This window comes from Acidimicrobiales bacterium (assembly GCA_016794585.1).
Taxonomy (GTDB): Bacteria; Actinomycetota; Acidimicrobiia; order Acidimicrobiales; family DATDAH01; genus JAEUJM01.
This window is the reverse complement of sequence record JAEUJM010000004.1, coordinates 22,076-38,049: the sequence shown is the minus strand read 5'-3', so window position 1 is coordinate 38,049 and position 15,974 is coordinate 22,076. Positions and strand designations below refer to the sequence as shown.

Here is a 15,974-nt window from a genome sequence, read left to right as displayed (position 1 = left end):
GAGGAGCGGGGCACGTTCCTGCTGCTGCACGGCGAGCCCAGCTGGGCCTACCTCTACAAGGACTGGATCGGGCCCCTGGTGGCCGACGGCTACCGGGTGGTCGCCCCCGACCACCTCGGCTTCGGCCGCTCGGACAAGCCCACCGACGACGACTGGTACACGATCGCCCGCCACCGCGAGGCGCTGGCCCGCCTCATCGAAGGGCTCGACCTGGACCGCATCCATCTGGTGGTGCAGGACTGGGCCGGGCCCATCGGCCTCATGAACGCCGTGGCCGACCGCGACCGCTACGCCCGCCTGTTCATCCTCAACACCTGGCTGCACGCCGACGACCACGAGTACTCCGAGGGCGTGCAGTGGTGGCGCCAGGCGGCCATCGACCCCGAGCAGCTCGGCGGCGACATGCCCACCGGCGTCATCGTGGCCGGCACCACCCGCCGCCCCGACGTCGACAAGGACCTGCTGGTGCGGGCCTTCGACGCCCCCTTCCCCGACGCCGCCGCGAAGGCCGGCGCCCGCCGCTTCCCGTTCTGCATCCCCTTCGCCGAGCCCGAGCTGGGCGACGGCGCCCTCCAGGCCGAGGCCCGGGCGGCGCTGCCGACGTGGAACATCCCCAAGCACGTGGCCTTCGGCGACGCCGACCCCATCTTCACGTGGGAGTGGGCCGAGCAGTGGGCGGCGGAGCTCGGCGCCACCCTCGACCGCATCGAGGGCGCCAGCCACTTCGTCCAGGTCGAGGCCCCCGACGACTGCCTCGCCGTGATCCGGTCCCACCTGCCCTGACGTCCGGGCCATCCCAAGACTGCTCGTTCTGCCAGCACGAGCGTGTTCTGCAGAACAGGCTCGTGCTGGCAGAACGGCGGACCTGGGCTTTCTGGAGGCGGCCGCGCAGGGTCAGGACTCCAAGCGCTCGGCGAGGTGGATGGTCACGTCGTCGCCGGCCTCCTTGCCGATGGCCTTGCGCACGTCGGCCTTCACCGGGAGCTTGTGGCGGCCGTCGCCCAGCGCCATGAACGAGCTCTGGAACGCGTGGCCGTCGACGGTGCCCCGCACCTTCACGAGCCCGCGGGTGCCGAAGAACTCGGCCGAGTCCTTCATCACCACGTAGGTCCAGCCGCCCTTGGCCGGGCTCTTCTCCAGCGTGGCCTCGAAGTCGTGGTCGAGCTCGCTCATCTCGTCATCCTCCCTCGTCGGTCGTCCCACGGAACCGACGGGCGCCGGCGCACGGACTCATCGCCCCGACGAGCCGTCCCGGTACGTACCTGGCTACGCCTGCGTAGCCAACGAGGTACCAGAACGAGGGCGCCGGGCTAGTTGCCGAAGTCCCAGCCTTCGCCGCTCGCGAACTGGCCGAGGACGTTCTTGGCGATGAGGATCTTGTGCACCTCGTCGGGGCCGTCGGCGATGCGCAGGGTGCGGGCGCCCTGGTACATCGCGAACAACGGCAGGTCGTTGGAGACGCCGGCCGCGCCCCACACCTGGATGGCCCGGTCCACCACCCGGGTGTAGGCGTTGGGCACGAAGATCTTGATGGCCGAGATGTCGGTGCGGGCGGCCTGCATGCCGGCGTCGACCTTCTCGGCGGCGTGAATGGTCATGAGGCGGGCGGCCTGGATGTCCATGTACGAGTCGGCGATGAAGCCCTGGATGAACTGCTTGTCCTGGAGCAGGCCGCCGTGCACCTCACGGCTGCGGGCCCGCTCGACCATCAGGTCGAAGGCCCGCCACATCTGCCCGACGGAGTTCATGCAGTGGTACACCCGACCGGCGCCGAGGCGGTCCTGCGCGGCCTGGTGACCCTCGCCGACCCGACCGAGGGCGTTCTCGACGGGCACCCGCACGTCCTCGTACTTCACCTCGCAGTGGTCCGACGTCTTGCGGCCCCACACGCCGATGCCCCGCACGATGTTCACGCCCTTGGTGGCGGTCGGGACGATGATCTGCACCATCGGGCCCTTGCGGGGGTCCGGGTCCTCGGCGTTGGGGTCGACCACCCGGCACATGACGATGAAGAAGTCCGCGTCGATCCCGTTCGAGGTGAACCACTTGTGCCCGTTGATGACGAAATCGTCGCCGTCGACCACGGCGGACGTGGTCAGCGAGCGGGGGTCCGAGCCGGGGTTGTGGGGCTCGGTCATGGAGAAGCCGGACTCCATCTCACCGTCGATGAGGGGCAGCAGCCACTTCCGCTTCTGCTCCTCGGTGCCGTACTTCACGAGGATGGACTGGTTGCCGCTGTTGGGGGCCACCACGCCGAACAGCGAGGCGGCGCCGAGGGCGTAGGCCAGCACCTCGTTCATGTAGGCGTGGGCGAGGAAGTCGAGGCCCATGCCGCCGTACTCCGTGGGCAGGTGAGGCGCCCAGAGGCCGGCAGACTTCACCCGATCCTTGATGGCCGCCCGAAGCTCGAGGGCCTCGTTGTGCTCGGTGAACGAGCTGTCCTCGGCCGAGCGCCACAGCACGGACTCGTTGGGGATGATGTCCTCGTTGACGATCTCGGCGGTGCGCCCCCGGATGTCGTTGATGCGCTCATCGAGGGTGGCGATCGGCTTCACGTTCATGGCCATGCCCGCCTGCCTACACGGCCGGCGGCGAGACAGCCAGGGACCATGGCCCCTTTCGCCGCGAAGTCAGGACGCCAGCGGCACGAACGGCACCTGCTCGAGGCCGGCGGCCCCGATGACCAGACCGGTGGACTCGGGCACCTCGGCCCAGTCCCCCGGCAGGTCCGAGACCGGCTCGGACACCACCACCCGCGAGGTCTCGTCGAGGTGGGCGAGGCGGGACTCGTCGGGGTGCAGGCGCTTCAACGTGTCCAGGTCGTTCGACACGAACAGCGTGCGCGACCGGTGCTGTGTCGAGTAGCGAGCGGCCCACAGCGAGCGCCCGTCGCTCATGGCGTAGGTGCCCTGCATCGGGTGCTCGATCCCCTGTGCCCGGCCGAGCGCTTCGACCACCCCGATGGCCCGGGCCAGGCCTGCGAGCGGGTCGTCCTCCGCCCCCAGGGTGAGGGCCAGGCGGAAGAGCACCTCGGTGTCGGTCGACCCCTCGAGCGCGTCGAACTGCTCGCGCTGGAGCGCCAGCAACAGGTCACGGCGCACTTGGTGGAACCCGTCGATGAAGCCGTTGTGCACGAACAGCCAGCGCCCGTGGCGGAACGGATGGCAGTTGGTCTGCTGGACCGGGCTGCCGATGCTGGCCCGCACGTGGGCGAGGAAGAGCGGCGAGGTCAGGTGGCCGGCGAGGTCGCGCAGGTTGGCGTCGTTCCACGCCGGCTCGATGCTGCGGAACCGGCCCGGATCCTCGCTGCCCAGGGCGTCGTACCACCCCAACCCGAAGCCGTCCCCGTTGGTGGTCTCGGCGCCCATGCGGGAGTGCAGGCTCTGGTCGATGAGGCCGTGGCGGGTGCGGTAGAGCAGCTCGTCGATGACCAAGGGCTTGCCGTAGTACGCGTTCCAGCGGCACATGCCTCTCGTCTACCGCCTGAACCGGCCGCGCGGAAGGGGCAGAGGTCCCACGGTGGTCGAGGTCCTAGCGTGGGGCCAAGGGCCACGCCTCTCCCGACCCGGGCCCTGCGGAGAAAACCACGGTGATCGCCCCGACCATCACCCTCATCGGCGCCGGCGGCATGTCCTTCGGGCCGACCATGGTGAACGACCTCGTGCACACGCCGGCGCTGGCCGGCGCCCGACTCGTGCTGCACGACGTCAACGAGGAGCGCCTGGCCCGCGCCTATCGCTTCGCGGCCAAGCTGAACGCGGCGTCGGGCGCGCCCCTGCGCCTCGACCGCAGCACCGACCCGGCGGTGGCCCTCGCCGGCGCCGACTTCTGCATCAGCAGCGCCGAGTTCGGCCGCTACCGCTACTGGCGCCAGGACTACGAGATCCCCAACCGCCACGGCGCCCGCCAGATCAACGGGGAGAACGGCGGGCCGGGAGCGGTGTTCCACTCGCTGCGCAGCATCAAGAACACCCTGTCGATTTGCGCCTCCATCGAGGAGCACTGCCCCGACGCCTTCCTGATCAACCTCTCGAACCCCATGAGTCGCGTGACGCTCGCCATCAACCGGGGCACCCGGGTGGCCAACGTGGGCATGTGCCACGAGGGCCCCATCGGCGTCGTCCGCCTCGCCAAGCTCCTGCGGGTGCCCGCCAAGCACCTCGAGGGCCGGGCCTCCGGAATCAACCACTTCACCTTCTTCACCGAGCTCGTCGACACGCGTACGGGCGAGGACCTGCTCCCTGTGCTTCGCGAGCGCTTCTCCAAAGCGTTCTTCGACTACCCGGCGCGGACGGTGCCGCTGTGGAAGGCGGCGATGAAGCCGCTGCCCCTCGCCGGCCTGGCCGACCAGGTGTACACGCCGCTCGTGGCCCACATGGTCCGCGAGTACGGGCTGGTGCCCTGCTCGGTGGACAGCCACATCGGTGAGTACCTGCCCTTCGCGCTCGACGTCGGCCCGTACCACCCCACCCACATGGACTTCTTCGAGCGCTTCGACGCGGCCACCGAGCGCCTCACCACCTGGGCAGCGGACACGACCGTGCCCCTCCCCCTGCACCGCGTCGGCCACAGCCTCGAGGAGGTCATCCCCATCATCGCGGCGCGGTGGACGGGCGAGCCGACGCGGATCATGGCCGTGAACGTGCCCAACCGGGGGTACCTGCCCGACGTGGCCGACGGCGCCATCGTCGAGGTGGGCGCCACCGTCGACGGCGACGGCATCCACCCGGACGAGATGCCGCCCCTCGGCGAGCCCCTCGCCGGCTGGGTGGCGACGCAGGTCGCGCTCCAGGACCTCGTCGTCCGCTCCGCCCTCGAGCACGACCCCGACCTGGCCTACCAGGCCGTGGTCGAGGACCCGTGCTCCCCCGCCGACGAGACCGCCTGCCGCGCGATGTTCGACGAGCTCATGGGGCTCCAGGCCGCCGAGCTCCCGTTCTGACCGCCGGCGACGCCCGATGACCGACGACCGCTCCCACTGGGAGCGCATGCTGGCCGGCGAGCCGTACATCGCCGACGATCCCGAGATGGCCCGCCAGGCCGCACGGGCACGCGCCTTCGAGAACACCTACAACGACCCGGCGGTCGCCGACGACGAGCGGGCCCGCGTCCTGCGGGAGTGGCTCGGCGCGGTCGGCGACGGCACGTACATCCGCCCCCCGCTCCGGGTCGACTACGGCTTCAACATCCGCGTCGGTGACCACGGGTACGCCAACCTCGGTCTGGTGGCCCTCGACGTCGCGCCGATCACCATCGGCGACGACGTCCTGATCGGCCCCAACGTGCAGCTCCTCACCCCGACACATCCCGTCGAGCCCGGTCCGCGCCGGGACAAGTGGGAGGGAGCGGCGCCCATCACCATCGGCCACAACGTCTGGCTGGGCGGCGGCGCCATCGTGCTCGCCGGCGTGACGATCGGCGACGACTCGGTGGTGGGAGCGGGGGCGGTGGTCACCCGCGACGTTCCCGCCGGCGTCGTGGTCGTCGGCAACCCCGCGCGCGTCCTGCGCCGGGTCGACGAACCGTAGGCCGGGTTCCGCCCGGTCGTGGCGCCTTTCCGCGCGGCGCCTAGCGTGGGGGCATGGCCCGGACCAGCGTCGCCGAGGGCGCCGATGCCGGCGCCGCCGGCCCCTCCCGGCAGCGGCGCACCCGTTCCATCCACCCCGCCGCCGCCCGCGTGTGGGAACCCGAGCCCGAGTGGATCCCGCCCACCGCGTCCGTCGCCGAGCTGACCGGCGGCGTGGCCGGCAGCCTCTTCGGCGCGGTCACCTCGCCCCTCATCACCCGGCCCGTGCTCGGTGCCCTCGGTGCGGTCCGTCCCCCGGATCGCCCACCGGCGGACGCCGACGAGCTCGGCGACCCCGGCTGGTTCGGGCCCGACAGCGTGGCCTGGCGGGTGCACGCCGACCCGTCCCTGCTGGTGGCCGGCATCGCCGCCTTCACCCTCCAGGCCCTCCACCCGCTGGCCATGGCCGGCGTGGCCGAGCACTCGGCCTTCTCCGACGACTTCCTCGGGCGCACCCAGCGCACCGCCGAGTTCGTCCAGGGTGTGGTGTATGGCTCCTCGGCCCGGGCCGAGCGCCTGTGCCGCATCGTGCGCAAGGCCCACGGACCGGTGGTGGGCGTCGCCCCCGACGGCCGCCCGTACGACGCCAACAGCCCCGAGCTGCTCGACTGGGTCCACATCGCCGAGTACCTGGCCATCGCCGCCGCCAACCGCCGCTTCGCCCTCCGGCCCATGAGCCGCCACGAGCTGGACGCGTACATCGCCGAGGTCGCCATCGTGGGCGAGGGCACCGGAGTGGTGGCGCCGCCGCGGTCGTGGTCCGAGATCCTGGCATCGCTCGAGCACCACCGACCGCAGCTGGCCGTGGCCGAGTACGCCGCGCTCGGCGTGGCCTTCCTCGACGACCCGCCGATCATCCCCGGCCCGGCCAAGCCCGTCTGGCGGGCGGTTTGGTCCGGCGCCATCGCCTGCCTGCCGCCCGTGGCCCGCCGCCTGCTGCGCCTCCCCATGCCCAGCATCGCCGAGCTGGCCGCCTGCCGGGCCACGCTGCGGGTGCTCGGCACCCTGGCCGGCGAGCCCCTCGACCTCGCCGCCGCCCGCCGGCGCCTCGACCTGCCCCCCGCCTGACCCGGACCCGTCCGCCCCAGCCCCTGACCTTGTCCGGTCGTCGGCGGACCGTGCCACCATGGGGGTCCAGCGACACGGGGGTGACGTGATGGCCTACGACGTGGTGATCAAGGGCGGCACGGTGATCGACGGGACCGGCGCGCCGGGCTTCGCCGCCGACGTCGCCGTGCAGGACGGGCGCATCGCCGAGGTCGGCCCCGGCCTCGACGGGCGGCAGGTGCTCGACGCCGGCGGCCACGTCGTCGCACCGGGCTTCATCGACATCCACACGCACTACGACGCCCAGGTGTTCTGGGACCCGGGGCTGACCCCGTCGTCGTACCACGGCGTCACCACCGTCATCGCCGGCAACTGCGGCTTCTCGATCGCCCCGTGCGGGCCCGACGGCGCCGGCATCCTGGGGCGCACCCTCCAACACGTCGAGGACATGAGCCTCGACACCCTCGTGGCGGGCGTGCCGTGGGACGAATTCGAGGACTTCGGCCAGTACCTCGACGCCGTCGAGCGTCGCGGCGTGGGCCTCAACTACGGGTGCTACGTCGGCCACACCGCCGTGCGCCTGTTCGTCATGGGCGAGGACGCGTACGAGCGGCCCGCCACCGAGGCCGAGATCGCCACGATGCGCCAGATCGTGGCCGACGCCATGGCCGCCGGCGCCGCCGGGTTCGCCACCTCGGCCTCGCCCACCCACAACGGCGACCAGGGCCGCCCCGTCCCGTCCCGGGTGGCCGACCTCGCCGAGCTCACCGCGCTGGCCGAGCCGCTGCGCGACGCCGGCCGGGGCGTGCTGGCCATGCTGCCGGGCGGGGTCATCTCGAACGACGAGGTCTTCGCCCTCCAGCGCCACCTCGGCCGACCCATCACCTGGACGGCCCTGCTCACCGTGAAGGGCTTCCCGTACCACCTGAAGGTCATCGACGAGCACGACGCCGCCCGTGCCGGCGGGGTCGAGGTCTGGCCCCAGGTGTCATGCCGGCCCCTGATGTTCCAGATGAACCTGGCCGAGCCCTTCACCTTGAACATGCGCGAGTCCTTCTCGTCGATCATGGGCCAGTCCCACGAGGAGCGCATGGCCACCTACCGGGACCCCGCATGGCGAGCCCGGGCATGGGAGGAGCTCTCCGGTCGCCGCCAGGGCATCCTGCCGTTCAACTGGCCCTCGCTGTCGGTGGCCGAGTCGGACCGCCACTCCGAGCTGGTCGGACGCAACGTCGTCGAGCTGGCCGAGGAGCGGGGCTGTACGCCCCTCGACGTCATCCTCGACATCTCGCTCGACGACGACCTCGTCACCCGCTTCAACTCGGTGCTGGCCAACGACGACCCCGAAGGCATCGCCTGGCTCCTCCCCCGCGACGGCGTGCTGCTCGGGCTGGCCGACTCGGGCGCCCACGTCAGCCAGCTCTGCGACGCCTGCTTCAGCACCGACCTGCTGGGCAACTGGGTGCGAGACCGCGAGGTCATGCCCCTCGAGCGGGCCGTCCACAAGCTCACCGCCGAGCCGGCCGGGGTCTACGGGCTGGACGACCGCGGTGTCGTCGAAGCCGGGCGCGCCGCGGACCTCGTCGTGTTCGACGCGGACACCGTTGCCCCGGGTCCGCTGCGGCGGGTCCGGGACTTCCCCGCCGACGGCGAGCGCCTCACCGCCGACGCCCCCGTCGGCGTGCGCCACACCCTCGTCAACGGCACCCCCATCCGCGTCGACGACGAGGCCCTGCCCGACGCCGTCGGCCCCGACGGTCGGCGACCCGGCGTCGTCCTCCGCGACTGAGCGGCCGGTCACGTCGCCTCCGAGCCGACGCGCGCCGAAGGTCAAAAAAGCCAACCAGCTGAGCAACCGGCGCACCGATCGGAATGTGTAGCTTCACCCGGGTCCAACGAAGCGCAGACCAGCGAGGCTCGAGCATGCGCGTGAAGCCCTCCGCCCTTTCCGCCATCGCCGCGATCCTCGGCTACCTGGTGGTCGTCTTCTCCGTGTGGGGAATCACGGGCCTCGAGTACGACGAGGTCGGTGACACGGTCGAGAGCGTCCGGAAGGGCATCGTGCTCTCCATCGGTGCCGGCGCGGCCTACCTGGCCGCGGTGACGACGATCCTGGGCTGGTGGAAGCCCGCCCTGCATGAACCGCGCCGGGTCGGGGGTCGCTGGATGATGCTCATCCCTGCGCTGCTCGCCCTCGGGGCCATCGGGAACCTCGCGACCACGAAGTGGGGCGAGATCGACGGCGTCGCGTCGTACGTACTCTGGCTGGCCATCGGCACACTCCTCGTTGGCTTCTCCGAGGAGCTGCTCACCCGCGGGATCGCGATAGTCGGCGGGCGGGGGTCGATGCACGAGCGATGGGTGTGGGTGTTCTCGGGGGCCATCTTCGGCCTCCTCCACGCACCCAACGCCCTGTTCGGGCAGAGCCTCCCGGAGACGATGCAACAGATCGTGTTCGCGTTCGCCGTCGGCCTCATGTACTACGTCACACGCCGCATCACGGGCGCCTTGGTCGTCACCATGGGCCTGCATGCGATCTGGGACTTCTCGATCTTCATCCAGGCGCACTCGACGCAGAACCTTGCCGACAAGCCCATCGCCGCCGGCGGCCTGGTCCTGAACGTCACCGTCATCCTCGGCATCGTGGCGCTGGTCAAGATCCTCAGGGCGGGCGACGTGGTAGAGCCCGGTGGCGATCAGCTCGCCGAGTTCGACCGGGCCGCCTGACGAACCGGCAGGTGGTGCCCGAGCGGCCCACCCATCAGGCCTCGATGGTCCGCAAGGACCGCGACCTCCACGTCAACTGACCGACGCGACCTGCCCGCCCGAGCCACGCCGCGTCACGGGCGACGCAGTCAGACCAGGATGCGCTCTTCGGGGGCGGGGACGCCGACCACGGCCATCATGCGACCGAGGCCGAGGAACATGCCACAGCAGATGCTGAGGTCGGCGAGCTCCTCGTCGGTGTAGGCCGTGCGCATCGTGTCGAAGAAGGCGTCGTCCATGGTCAAGTGGTCGAGGGCGAAGCGCTGGGCGAACTCTGCGGCGAGGCGCTCACGGTCGGACAGCACCTCGCTCTCGCGCCAGTTGGCCACCTCGGCGTAGAAGCCCTCGTCGATCCCCTCGGCCGGGCCCTGGGTGGCCCGGGTGTCTTGGCACACCGCGCAGTGGTTGATGAGGGCGATGGTCCAGCGGGCCGCCTCGCGCTCGCGCACCCCCAGCTGGGTGGTGCCGTAGACCGCGGCGGAGAACTTGCCCATGCCCTTGGCCATCTCGGGACGCTGGAGCGACCAGTCGATGTGCTCGCCGAAACCGACCTCGGGATAGGAGATGCGTGCCATCCCCCGAGGCTACGACGATCCCGCCGCCGGCGCCGTCAGGGGGTGGGCCAGTTGAGGCCGGCGTCGGCGACGGCCTGCTCGACCGCGGCCACCAGTGCGTCGACCGAACCGCCGCAGGCGCCGAGGGCGGGGCCGTCGAGCAGCGGGACGATGACGCCGTCGTCGGTCTCGGCCACCACGACCGGGGCGGCGCCGGCGACCGCGGCCCGCACCGCGTCGGGCTGGTCGTCGCGGTGGAACGTGTCGAAGGCGATGGGCAGCCCGGCCCGACAGGCCTGCCAGTCCGACTTCTCGCGGAAGGTGCCGTGGGTGATGTCGCAGAGCGCGCAGTGGGCACGGCCCAGGCGGGCGCCGACCCAGTAGCTCAGCTCGCCCCGCAGGGTGTGATCGGCGTCGTACACGCCGACGAGACGGCGGAGGCGAGGGCCGACGGTCACGCCGGGGACGGTAGCGGCGGGGTCTGCTACACCGGCGCGGGTGCACACCGTCTACAGCCTGCGCCACCACCGCCACCACGCCCGGGCCGAGCTGATCGACGGCACCATGGCGCCCGCCCACGAGCGCCCCGAGCGGGCCGAGTGGGTGCTCGCTGCGGTCGAGGCGGCCGACCTCGGCCCCGTCATCGCCCCCACCGAGCACGGCCTCGAGCCGCTGGCCCGGGTGCACGACGAGCGCTTCCTCACCTTCCTGGGCGTGGCCTGGGGGGAGTGGGTGGCCGAGCACGGCACCGCCACCGACGCGCTCGGCCTGGCCTGGCCCACCCGGCGCTTCGCCCAGCGCGAGCCCGACGCCATCGACGGGCGCCTGTCCTACTACTCCTTCGACGCCGGCTCGCCGATCATGGCGGGCACGGCCGAAGCGGTCTTCGCCTCCGCCGACGTGGCTCTCAGCGGCGCCGACCTGTTGCTCGACGGCCATCCGCACGTCTTCTCGCTGTGTCGCCCGCCCGGCCACCACGCCGCCCGCGACCTCTACGGCGGCTACTGCTTCGTCAACAACGCCGCGGCCGCCGCCCAGGCGCTTCGCGACGGCGGCATGGAGCGGGTCGCGGTCGTCGACGTCGACTACCACCACGGCAACGGCACCCAGGACATCTTCTGGGAGCGCGGCGACGTCTTCGTCACCAGCCTCCATGGCGATCCTCGCCAGGAGTACCCGTACTTCGCGGGCTACGCCGACGAGCGCGGCGAGGGTCCCGGCGAGGACGCCAACGCCAACTTCCCCCTGCCGTGGGGCACAGGCGCGGGTCGCTGGTTCGAGGCCCTCGACATCGCTCTCGGTCGGGTCCGCGCCTTCTCCCCCGACGCCGTCGTGGTGTCGCTCGGCGTCGACACCTTCCGCGACGACCCCATCTCCCGCTTCGAGCTCGACACCGACGACTACCCGGTGCTGGGCGCACGCCTCGCCGACCTCGGCCTGCCCACCCTCGTCGTGCTCGAGGGCGGCTACGCGGTCGACGCCATCGGCACCAACGTGGCCGGCGTGCTCCGCGGCCTGGTCGGGGCACCCACCTCGGGCGGAGACGACGACGCTCCGGACCTTCGCGGGCCCGATGGTGGTGGCGAACCGGTGGCGGAGGCGGTCGTCCGCGAGTAGGTTCATTTCTCGAACTCACCTCGGGAGGGCGTCATGGACGGCGACGGGACCGCGACGGGCAGCACCGGCACGAGCAGCGACGGGGCGACCTGGCACCAGAGCGCCTGCATCCTGTGCTCGATCAACTGCGGCATCGAGGTGCGCCTCGGAGGCGAGGACGGCCGACGCTTCGAGCGCATCCGGGGCGACAAGGCGCACCCCACCAGCCAGGGCTACACGTGCGAGAAGGCCCTGCGCCTCGACCACTACCAGAACGGTCGCCACCGCCTCACCAGCCCGCTGCGACGGCGCCCCGACGGCACCTACGAGGAGGTCGACTGGGACACCGCCATCGCCGAGGTGGCCGCCCGCCTGGGTGACGTGGCCGCCGAGCACGGCGGTGAGCGCATCCTCTACTACGGGGGCGGCGGCCAGGGGAACCACCTGGGCGGTGGCTACGGCCGCGCCACCCGGGCGGCCTTCGGCTCGGTCTGGTCGTCCAACGCCCTCGCCCAGGAGAAGACCGGCGAATTCTGGGTCGACGGCCAGCTCTTCGGGCGCCCCCGCTGCCACACCACCGGCGAGTGGGACGAGGCCGAGGTGCTCGTCTTCGTGGGCAAGAACCCGTGGCAGTCCCACGGCTTCCCCCGGGCCCGCACGGTCCTCAAGGCCGTAGCCAACGACCCCGACCGGGCGATGATCGTCATCGACCCCCGCCGCACCGAGACCGCCGACCTCGCCGACGTCCACCTCCAGGTGAAGCCGGGCACCGACGCCTGGTGCCTCGGCGCGATGCTCGCCGTCCTGGTCGACGAGGGCCTGCTCGCCGACCGTTGGCTGGCCGAGCACGCCAACGGCGCGACCGAGGTGACCGCCACGCTCGACCGGGTGCCGATCGCCGAGTGGTGCGCCATCGCCGGCGTGGCCGAGGACGACGTTCGCACCGCCGCCCGCCGCATCGCCGGCGCCAAGGGCGGGGTGTCCATCTTCGAGGACCTCGGCATCCAGCAGGCGCCGAATTCCACCCTCAGCTCGTACCTCGAGAAGCTGCTCTACCTGCTCACCGGCAACTTCGGCGTGCCCGGCGGCATGAACATCCACACCCGCATGGCCAACCTCGTCGGCGGCAGCGCCAGCGTGCGCACCAGCCCCGTCACCGGTTCGAAGGTGATCACCGGGTTGATCCCGAGCGCGGTGCTGCCCGACGAGATCCTGACTGACCACCCCGACCGCTTCCGGGCACTGATCGTGGAGTCGGGCAACCCAGTGCACTCGCTGCCCGACTCGCCCCGCTGGCGCGAGGCCATGGCCGCCCTCGACTTCTCGGTCGTCATCGACGTCGCCCTCACCGAGACCGGCCGCTGCGCCGACTACGTGCTGCCCGCCGCCTCGCAGTTCGAGAAGTGGGAGGCCACCTTCTTCACCCTCGAATTCCCCGAGAACGCCTTCCACCTGCGCCGGCCGCTGCTCGACCCCCTGCCCGGCACGCTGGCCGAGGCCGAGATCCACGCGCGCCTCGTGCGGGCCAGCGGCGCCCTCGCCGCCGACGCCGACGCCCTCGACGAGCTCCGAGCGGCCGCCCACCAGGGCCGGGCCCCGTACCTCGACGCCTTCCTCCGGGTCAACGGCGAGCGGCCCCACCTCGGCCCCTTCGCCAGCTACGTCCTCTACGAGACCCTGGGCCCGACGCTCCGCCTCCCCGGGGACACCAGGGGCGACGCCGCCCAGGCCGCTGCGGTGTGGGGCCTGGCGCAGACCACGATGCTGACGTTTCCCGCCTCGGTGCAGCGGGCCGGCTTCGCCGACGGCGAGGCGCTCTTCCAAGCCCTCCTCGACACCCCGTCGGGCGTGGTCTTCACCGTCGACGAGTTCGAGGACACGTGGCGGCGCATGGACACCGCCGACGGGAGGGTCAACCTCGCGGTCGACGAGATGCTGGCCGCCTTCACCGCGCTCTTCGACGCCGACCCGCCCGCCTCCGACCCCGCCTTCCCCTTCGTGCTGTCGGCTGGCGAGCGCCGGTCGTCCACCGCCAACACCATCTACCGGGACCCGGGCTGGCGGAAGAAGGACCCGGCCGGCGCCCTGCGGCTGTCCGTGGCCGATGCCACCGCCCTCGGTCTGGCCGACGGCGACGCCGCCCGGGTGACCACCCGCACGGGCTCGGCGGTGGCGTCGGTCGAGGTGACCGACACCCTCCAGGCCGGCCACGCCTCGCTCCCCAACGGCTTCGGTGTCGGCGAGCCGGGCGACAGCGTCGGCGTGGCCCCCAACGAGCTCACGTCCATCGAGGACCGCGACGAGGTGGCGGGCACCCCGTTCCACAAGCACGTCCCCGCCCGCATCGAGCGCGCCGAGCCCCAACCCGCCTGACCCGCCGGCGCCACTACGGTCGCCGCCGTGCGCTCCCCGCTGCATCCAACGCAGGTCACGCTCGACGCCGGCGACGTGGTCGCCGACGTCGACCCCCGCCTGTTCGGCGGGCTGATGGAGCACATGGGCCGGTGCGTCTACGAGGGCGTGTACGACCCCGCCAGCGCGCACGCCGACGAGCACGGTTGTCGCACCGACGTGCTCGACGCCCTTCGCGAGCTCGACCTGACCGCCATCCGCTACCCCGGCGGCAATTTCGTGTCGGGCTACGACTGGCGCGACGGCATCGGGCCGAAGGCGGATCGACCCGAGCGCCGGGAGCGCGCCTGGCGCAGCATCGAGACGAACCAGTTCGGCACCGACGAGTTCCTCCCCCTCTGCGAGCGCATGGGGTGGACGCCGATGCTGGCGGTCAACCTCGGGACCGGCACCGCGGCCGACGCCCAGTCGCTGGTGGCCTACGTCAACGAACCGACCGGCACCGCCGAGGGCGACCGGCGGTCCCGCAACGGGCGGGTCGAGCCCTACGGCGTGGACCTGTGGTGCCTCGGCAACGAGATGGACGGCCCCTGGCAGCTCGGCCACACGAACGCCTCGGAGTACACCCGCCGGGCGCGCGAGACGGCGACGGCCATGCGGGAGATCACCCCCGACATCGAGGTCGTGGCGTGCGGTTCCTCCGATCCCAGGCTGCCCAGCCACCCCGCCTGGTCGATCACCGTGCTCGACGAGTTCGGCGCGGGCCTCGACTACCTCAGCCTCCACCGCTACGCCCGCAATCTCGGCCGTCGGAGCCGCGAGTTCCTGGGCTTCGGCCGCACCGTCGACGACCAGATCGAGGAGACCGTCCGCCTCTGCGACGAGGCCCGCTCCCGCCACGGCCACGAGCATCCGACCCGGATCTCATTCGACGAGTGGAACGTCTGGTACAAGACCGCCCACGAGACCCTGGCCCGGATGCTGGTCCCGTCGCGCTTCGGGAAGCGGGCGCCCCATCTGATCGAGGAGGTCTACAACCTCGAGGACGCCCTGGTCGCGGCGGGCTTCCTCAACAGCTTCCTGCGCCACGCCGACGTCGTGCGCGTCGCCAACATCGCCCAGCTGGTCAACGTCATCGCCCCGCTGCTCACCAAGGGCGACGGCCTGCTCGTGCAGTCCATCTTCCACACCTTCCGCATGTTCTCCAACCGGCGCGATGGCGACGCCCTCCGGGTGGCGCCCACCGGGCCCACCTACGAGACCCGTCGCTTCGGCACCGTCCCCGAGGTCGACCTCAGCGCCGTGCTCGGCCCCGACGCGCTCCACGTGTTCGCGGTGAACCGCAGCCTCGACGCGGTGGCGCCCCTCGAGGTCTCGGTGGTGGGCCGCACCCTCGCCGGCGTCGGCGACTGCGAGATCCTCACGGGCCCACACCCCCGGGCCCGCAACACCTGGGACGACCCCCACGTGGTCGAGGCGGCACCCTTCGCCGGCTTGTCCTGCACCTCGACGAGTGCCGACCTCCAGCTCCCGCCCCTCTCCCTTGTGGCGGCGACCTTCCCCCTGGCCCCCTGATCAGCCGCCGGCCTCAGCGGCGGTCTGCGCCGAAGGGCCAGAGGGGGACGAAGCGGGGGGTGCGGGCGGCGTAGGCGTCGTAGTCCGGGTAGCGGGCCCGCAGGCGATCCTCCTCCCAGCGGGCCTTGGCCATGAACCAGAGGACCAGGGCGCCGGCCGCGACCGCCGCCCAGGCGTTGGCCGAGCGGGCGGCGGCGCCGACGACCAGAGCCATCACCCCGGTGTAGATGGGGTGGCGCACGAACCGGTAGAGGCCACCCACCTTCAACTCACCGTGGGGCACCGGCGTCGGCAGCGCCGTGAGCGAGCGCCCGAGGTTCACGAGGCCGGCGACGAGGATCACGGCACCGATCCACTCCAGGGCCACGGCGACCGAGTCGCCGGCGGACGAGAGCGTCCAGTCGTCGTCGGCGGGCAGGAGCAGCACGGCGAAGAGGAGCAGGCCCTGGACGAGGACGAAGCCCCACGCGATGGCCGTCTCCCTCGGCGTGTCGCCGCCCAGCAGTCCCATCCCACCA

The 15,974-nt window shown here is 72.1% G+C and carries 15 protein-coding genes; 9 read left to right on the top strand and 6 right to left on the bottom strand.

Annotated features, from left to right (window positions below):
* Positions 1 to 783 (top strand): alpha/beta fold hydrolase (locus JNK12_01940; GenBank protein ID MBL8774656.1); only part of this gene is annotated, 783 nt, incomplete at its 5' end.
* Between the two features lie 111 nt (positions 784 to 894).
* On the opposite strand, the gene JNK12_01935 is transcribed toward JNK12_01940, so the two are convergent.
* The 3 genes from JNK12_01935 to JNK12_01925 all read right to left on the bottom strand — a co-directional run bounded on the left by JNK12_01935 (position 895) and on the right by JNK12_01925 (position 3,467).
* Complete coding sequence (locus tag JNK12_01935) at positions 895 to 1,173, bottom strand: DUF1905 domain-containing protein (GenBank protein ID MBL8774655.1); 279 nt, start codon at positions 1,171 to 1,173, stop codon at positions 895 to 897.
* 137 nt (positions 1,174 to 1,310) lie between these two features.
* Positions 1,311 to 2,567, bottom strand: a complete 1,257-nt coding sequence (locus JNK12_01930) for an acyl-CoA dehydrogenase family protein (protein MBL8774654.1) — start codon at positions 2,565 to 2,567, stop codon at positions 1,311 to 1,313.
* Positions 2,568 to 2,630: 63 nt separating this feature from the next.
* Complete coding sequence (locus tag JNK12_01925) at positions 2,631 to 3,467, bottom strand: class II glutamine amidotransferase (protein ID MBL8774653.1); 837 nt, start codon at positions 3,465 to 3,467, stop codon at positions 2,631 to 2,633.
* Between the two features lie 122 nt (positions 3,468 to 3,589).
* Between JNK12_01925 and JNK12_01920 the strand changes: the two genes are divergently transcribed.
* From JNK12_01920 to JNK12_01900, 5 genes are all read left to right on the top strand, one after another.
* Positions 3,590 to 4,942, top strand: a complete 1,353-nt coding sequence (locus tag JNK12_01920) for a hypothetical protein (GenBank protein ID MBL8774652.1) — start codon at positions 3,590 to 3,592, stop codon at positions 4,940 to 4,942.
* 16 nt (positions 4,943 to 4,958) lie between these two features.
* The gene (locus JNK12_01915) at positions 4,959 to 5,528 is read left to right on the top strand and encodes a sugar O-acetyltransferase (protein MBL8774651.1); all 570 of its coding nucleotides are present in this window, start codon (positions 4,959 to 4,961) and stop codon (positions 5,526 to 5,528) included.
* 53 nt (positions 5,529 to 5,581) lie between these two features.
* Entirely contained in the window at positions 5,582 to 6,634 is a 1,053-nt protein-coding gene (locus JNK12_01910; GenBank protein ID MBL8774650.1) for a DUF2236 domain-containing protein, read from the top strand.
* Between the two features lie 58 nt (positions 6,635 to 6,692).
* Positions 6,693 to 8,402, top strand: a complete 1,710-nt coding sequence (locus JNK12_01905) for an amidohydrolase family protein (protein MBL8774649.1) — start codon at positions 6,693 to 6,695, stop codon at positions 8,400 to 8,402.
* A gap of 134 nt (positions 8,403 to 8,536) precedes the next feature.
* Entirely contained in the window at positions 8,537 to 9,340 is an 804-nt protein-coding gene (locus tag JNK12_01900) for a CPBP family intramembrane metalloprotease (protein MBL8774648.1), read from the top strand.
* A gap of 128 nt (positions 9,341 to 9,468) precedes the next feature.
* Here the strand turns inward: JNK12_01900 and JNK12_01895 are convergent, their stop codons facing one another.
* Together JNK12_01895 and JNK12_01890 are read right to left on the bottom strand one after the other, a co-directional pair.
* Positions 9,469 to 9,954, bottom strand: coding sequence for a hypothetical protein (locus JNK12_01895; protein MBL8774647.1), 486 nt, complete (start codon positions 9,952 to 9,954; stop codon positions 9,469 to 9,471).
* Positions 9,955 to 9,989: 35 nt separating this feature from the next.
* Positions 9,990 to 10,391: a hypothetical protein gene (locus JNK12_01890; protein ID MBL8774646.1), complete on the bottom strand. Its 402-nt coding sequence runs from the start codon at positions 10,389 to 10,391 to the stop codon at positions 9,990 to 9,992.
* Positions 10,392 to 10,431: 40 nt separating this feature from the next.
* On the opposite strand from JNK12_01890, the gene JNK12_01885 reads away from it, so the two are divergent.
* The 3 genes from JNK12_01885 to JNK12_01875 are packed head-to-tail and all read left to right on the top strand — an operon-like array spanning position 10,432 to position 15,456.
* Positions 10,432 to 11,550: a histone deacetylase family protein gene (locus JNK12_01885; GenBank protein MBL8774645.1), complete on the top strand. Its 1,119-nt coding sequence runs from the start codon at positions 10,432 to 10,434 to the stop codon at positions 11,548 to 11,550.
* Positions 11,551 to 11,583: 33 nt separating this feature from the next.
* The gene (locus tag JNK12_01880; GenBank protein ID MBL8774644.1) at positions 11,584 to 13,902 is read left to right on the top strand and encodes a molybdopterin-dependent oxidoreductase; all 2,319 of its coding nucleotides are present in this window, start codon (positions 11,584 to 11,586) and stop codon (positions 13,900 to 13,902) included.
* 27 nt (positions 13,903 to 13,929) lie between these two features.
* A complete protein-coding gene (locus tag JNK12_01875) occupies positions 13,930 to 15,456 on the top strand; it encodes a hypothetical protein (protein MBL8774643.1) in 1,527 nt (508 codons plus the stop codon).
* A 13-nt stretch (positions 15,457 to 15,469) separates the two neighbouring features.
* Here the strand turns inward: JNK12_01875 and JNK12_01870 are convergent, their stop codons facing one another.
* A complete protein-coding gene (locus tag JNK12_01870; protein ID MBL8774642.1) occupies positions 15,470 to 15,967 on the bottom strand; it encodes an isoprenylcysteine carboxylmethyltransferase family protein in 498 nt (165 codons plus the stop codon).
* Positions 15,968 to 15,974 lie beyond the last annotated feature (7 nt).

Excerpts from the sequence above, each read along its gene's own strand:
- JNK12_01935 (MBL8774655.1), bottom strand. The coding sequence starts at position 1,173 with ATGAGCGAGCTCGACCACGACTTCGAGGCCACGCTGGAGAAGAGCCCG.
- JNK12_01930 (MBL8774654.1), bottom strand. The coding sequence starts at position 2,567 with ATGGCCATGAACGTGAAGCCGATCGCCACCCTCGATGAGCGCATCAAC.
- JNK12_01925 (MBL8774653.1), bottom strand. The coding sequence starts at position 3,467 with ATGTGCCGCTGGAACGCGTACTACGGCAAGCCCTTGGTCATCGACGAG.
- JNK12_01915 (MBL8774651.1), top strand. The coding sequence starts at position 4,959 with ATGACCGACGACCGCTCCCACTGGGAGCGCATGCTGGCCGGCGAGCCG.
- JNK12_01910 (MBL8774650.1), top strand. The coding sequence starts at position 5,582 with ATGGCCCGGACCAGCGTCGCCGAGGGCGCCGATGCCGGCGCCGCCGGC.
- JNK12_01905 (MBL8774649.1), top strand. The coding sequence starts at position 6,693 with ATGGGGGTCCAGCGACACGGGGGTGACGTGATGGCCTACGACGTGGTG.
- JNK12_01900 (MBL8774648.1), top strand. The coding sequence starts at position 8,537 with ATGCGCGTGAAGCCCTCCGCCCTTTCCGCCATCGCCGCGATCCTCGGC.
- JNK12_01895 (MBL8774647.1), bottom strand. The coding sequence starts at position 9,954 with ATGGCACGCATCTCCTATCCCGAGGTCGGTTTCGGCGAGCACATCGAC.
- JNK12_01880 (MBL8774644.1), top strand. The coding sequence starts at position 11,584 with ATGGACGGCGACGGGACCGCGACGGGCAGCACCGGCACGAGCAGCGAC.
- JNK12_01870 (MBL8774642.1), bottom strand. The coding sequence starts at position 15,967 with ATGGGACTGCTGGGCGGCGACACGCCGAGGGAGACGGCCATCGCGTGG.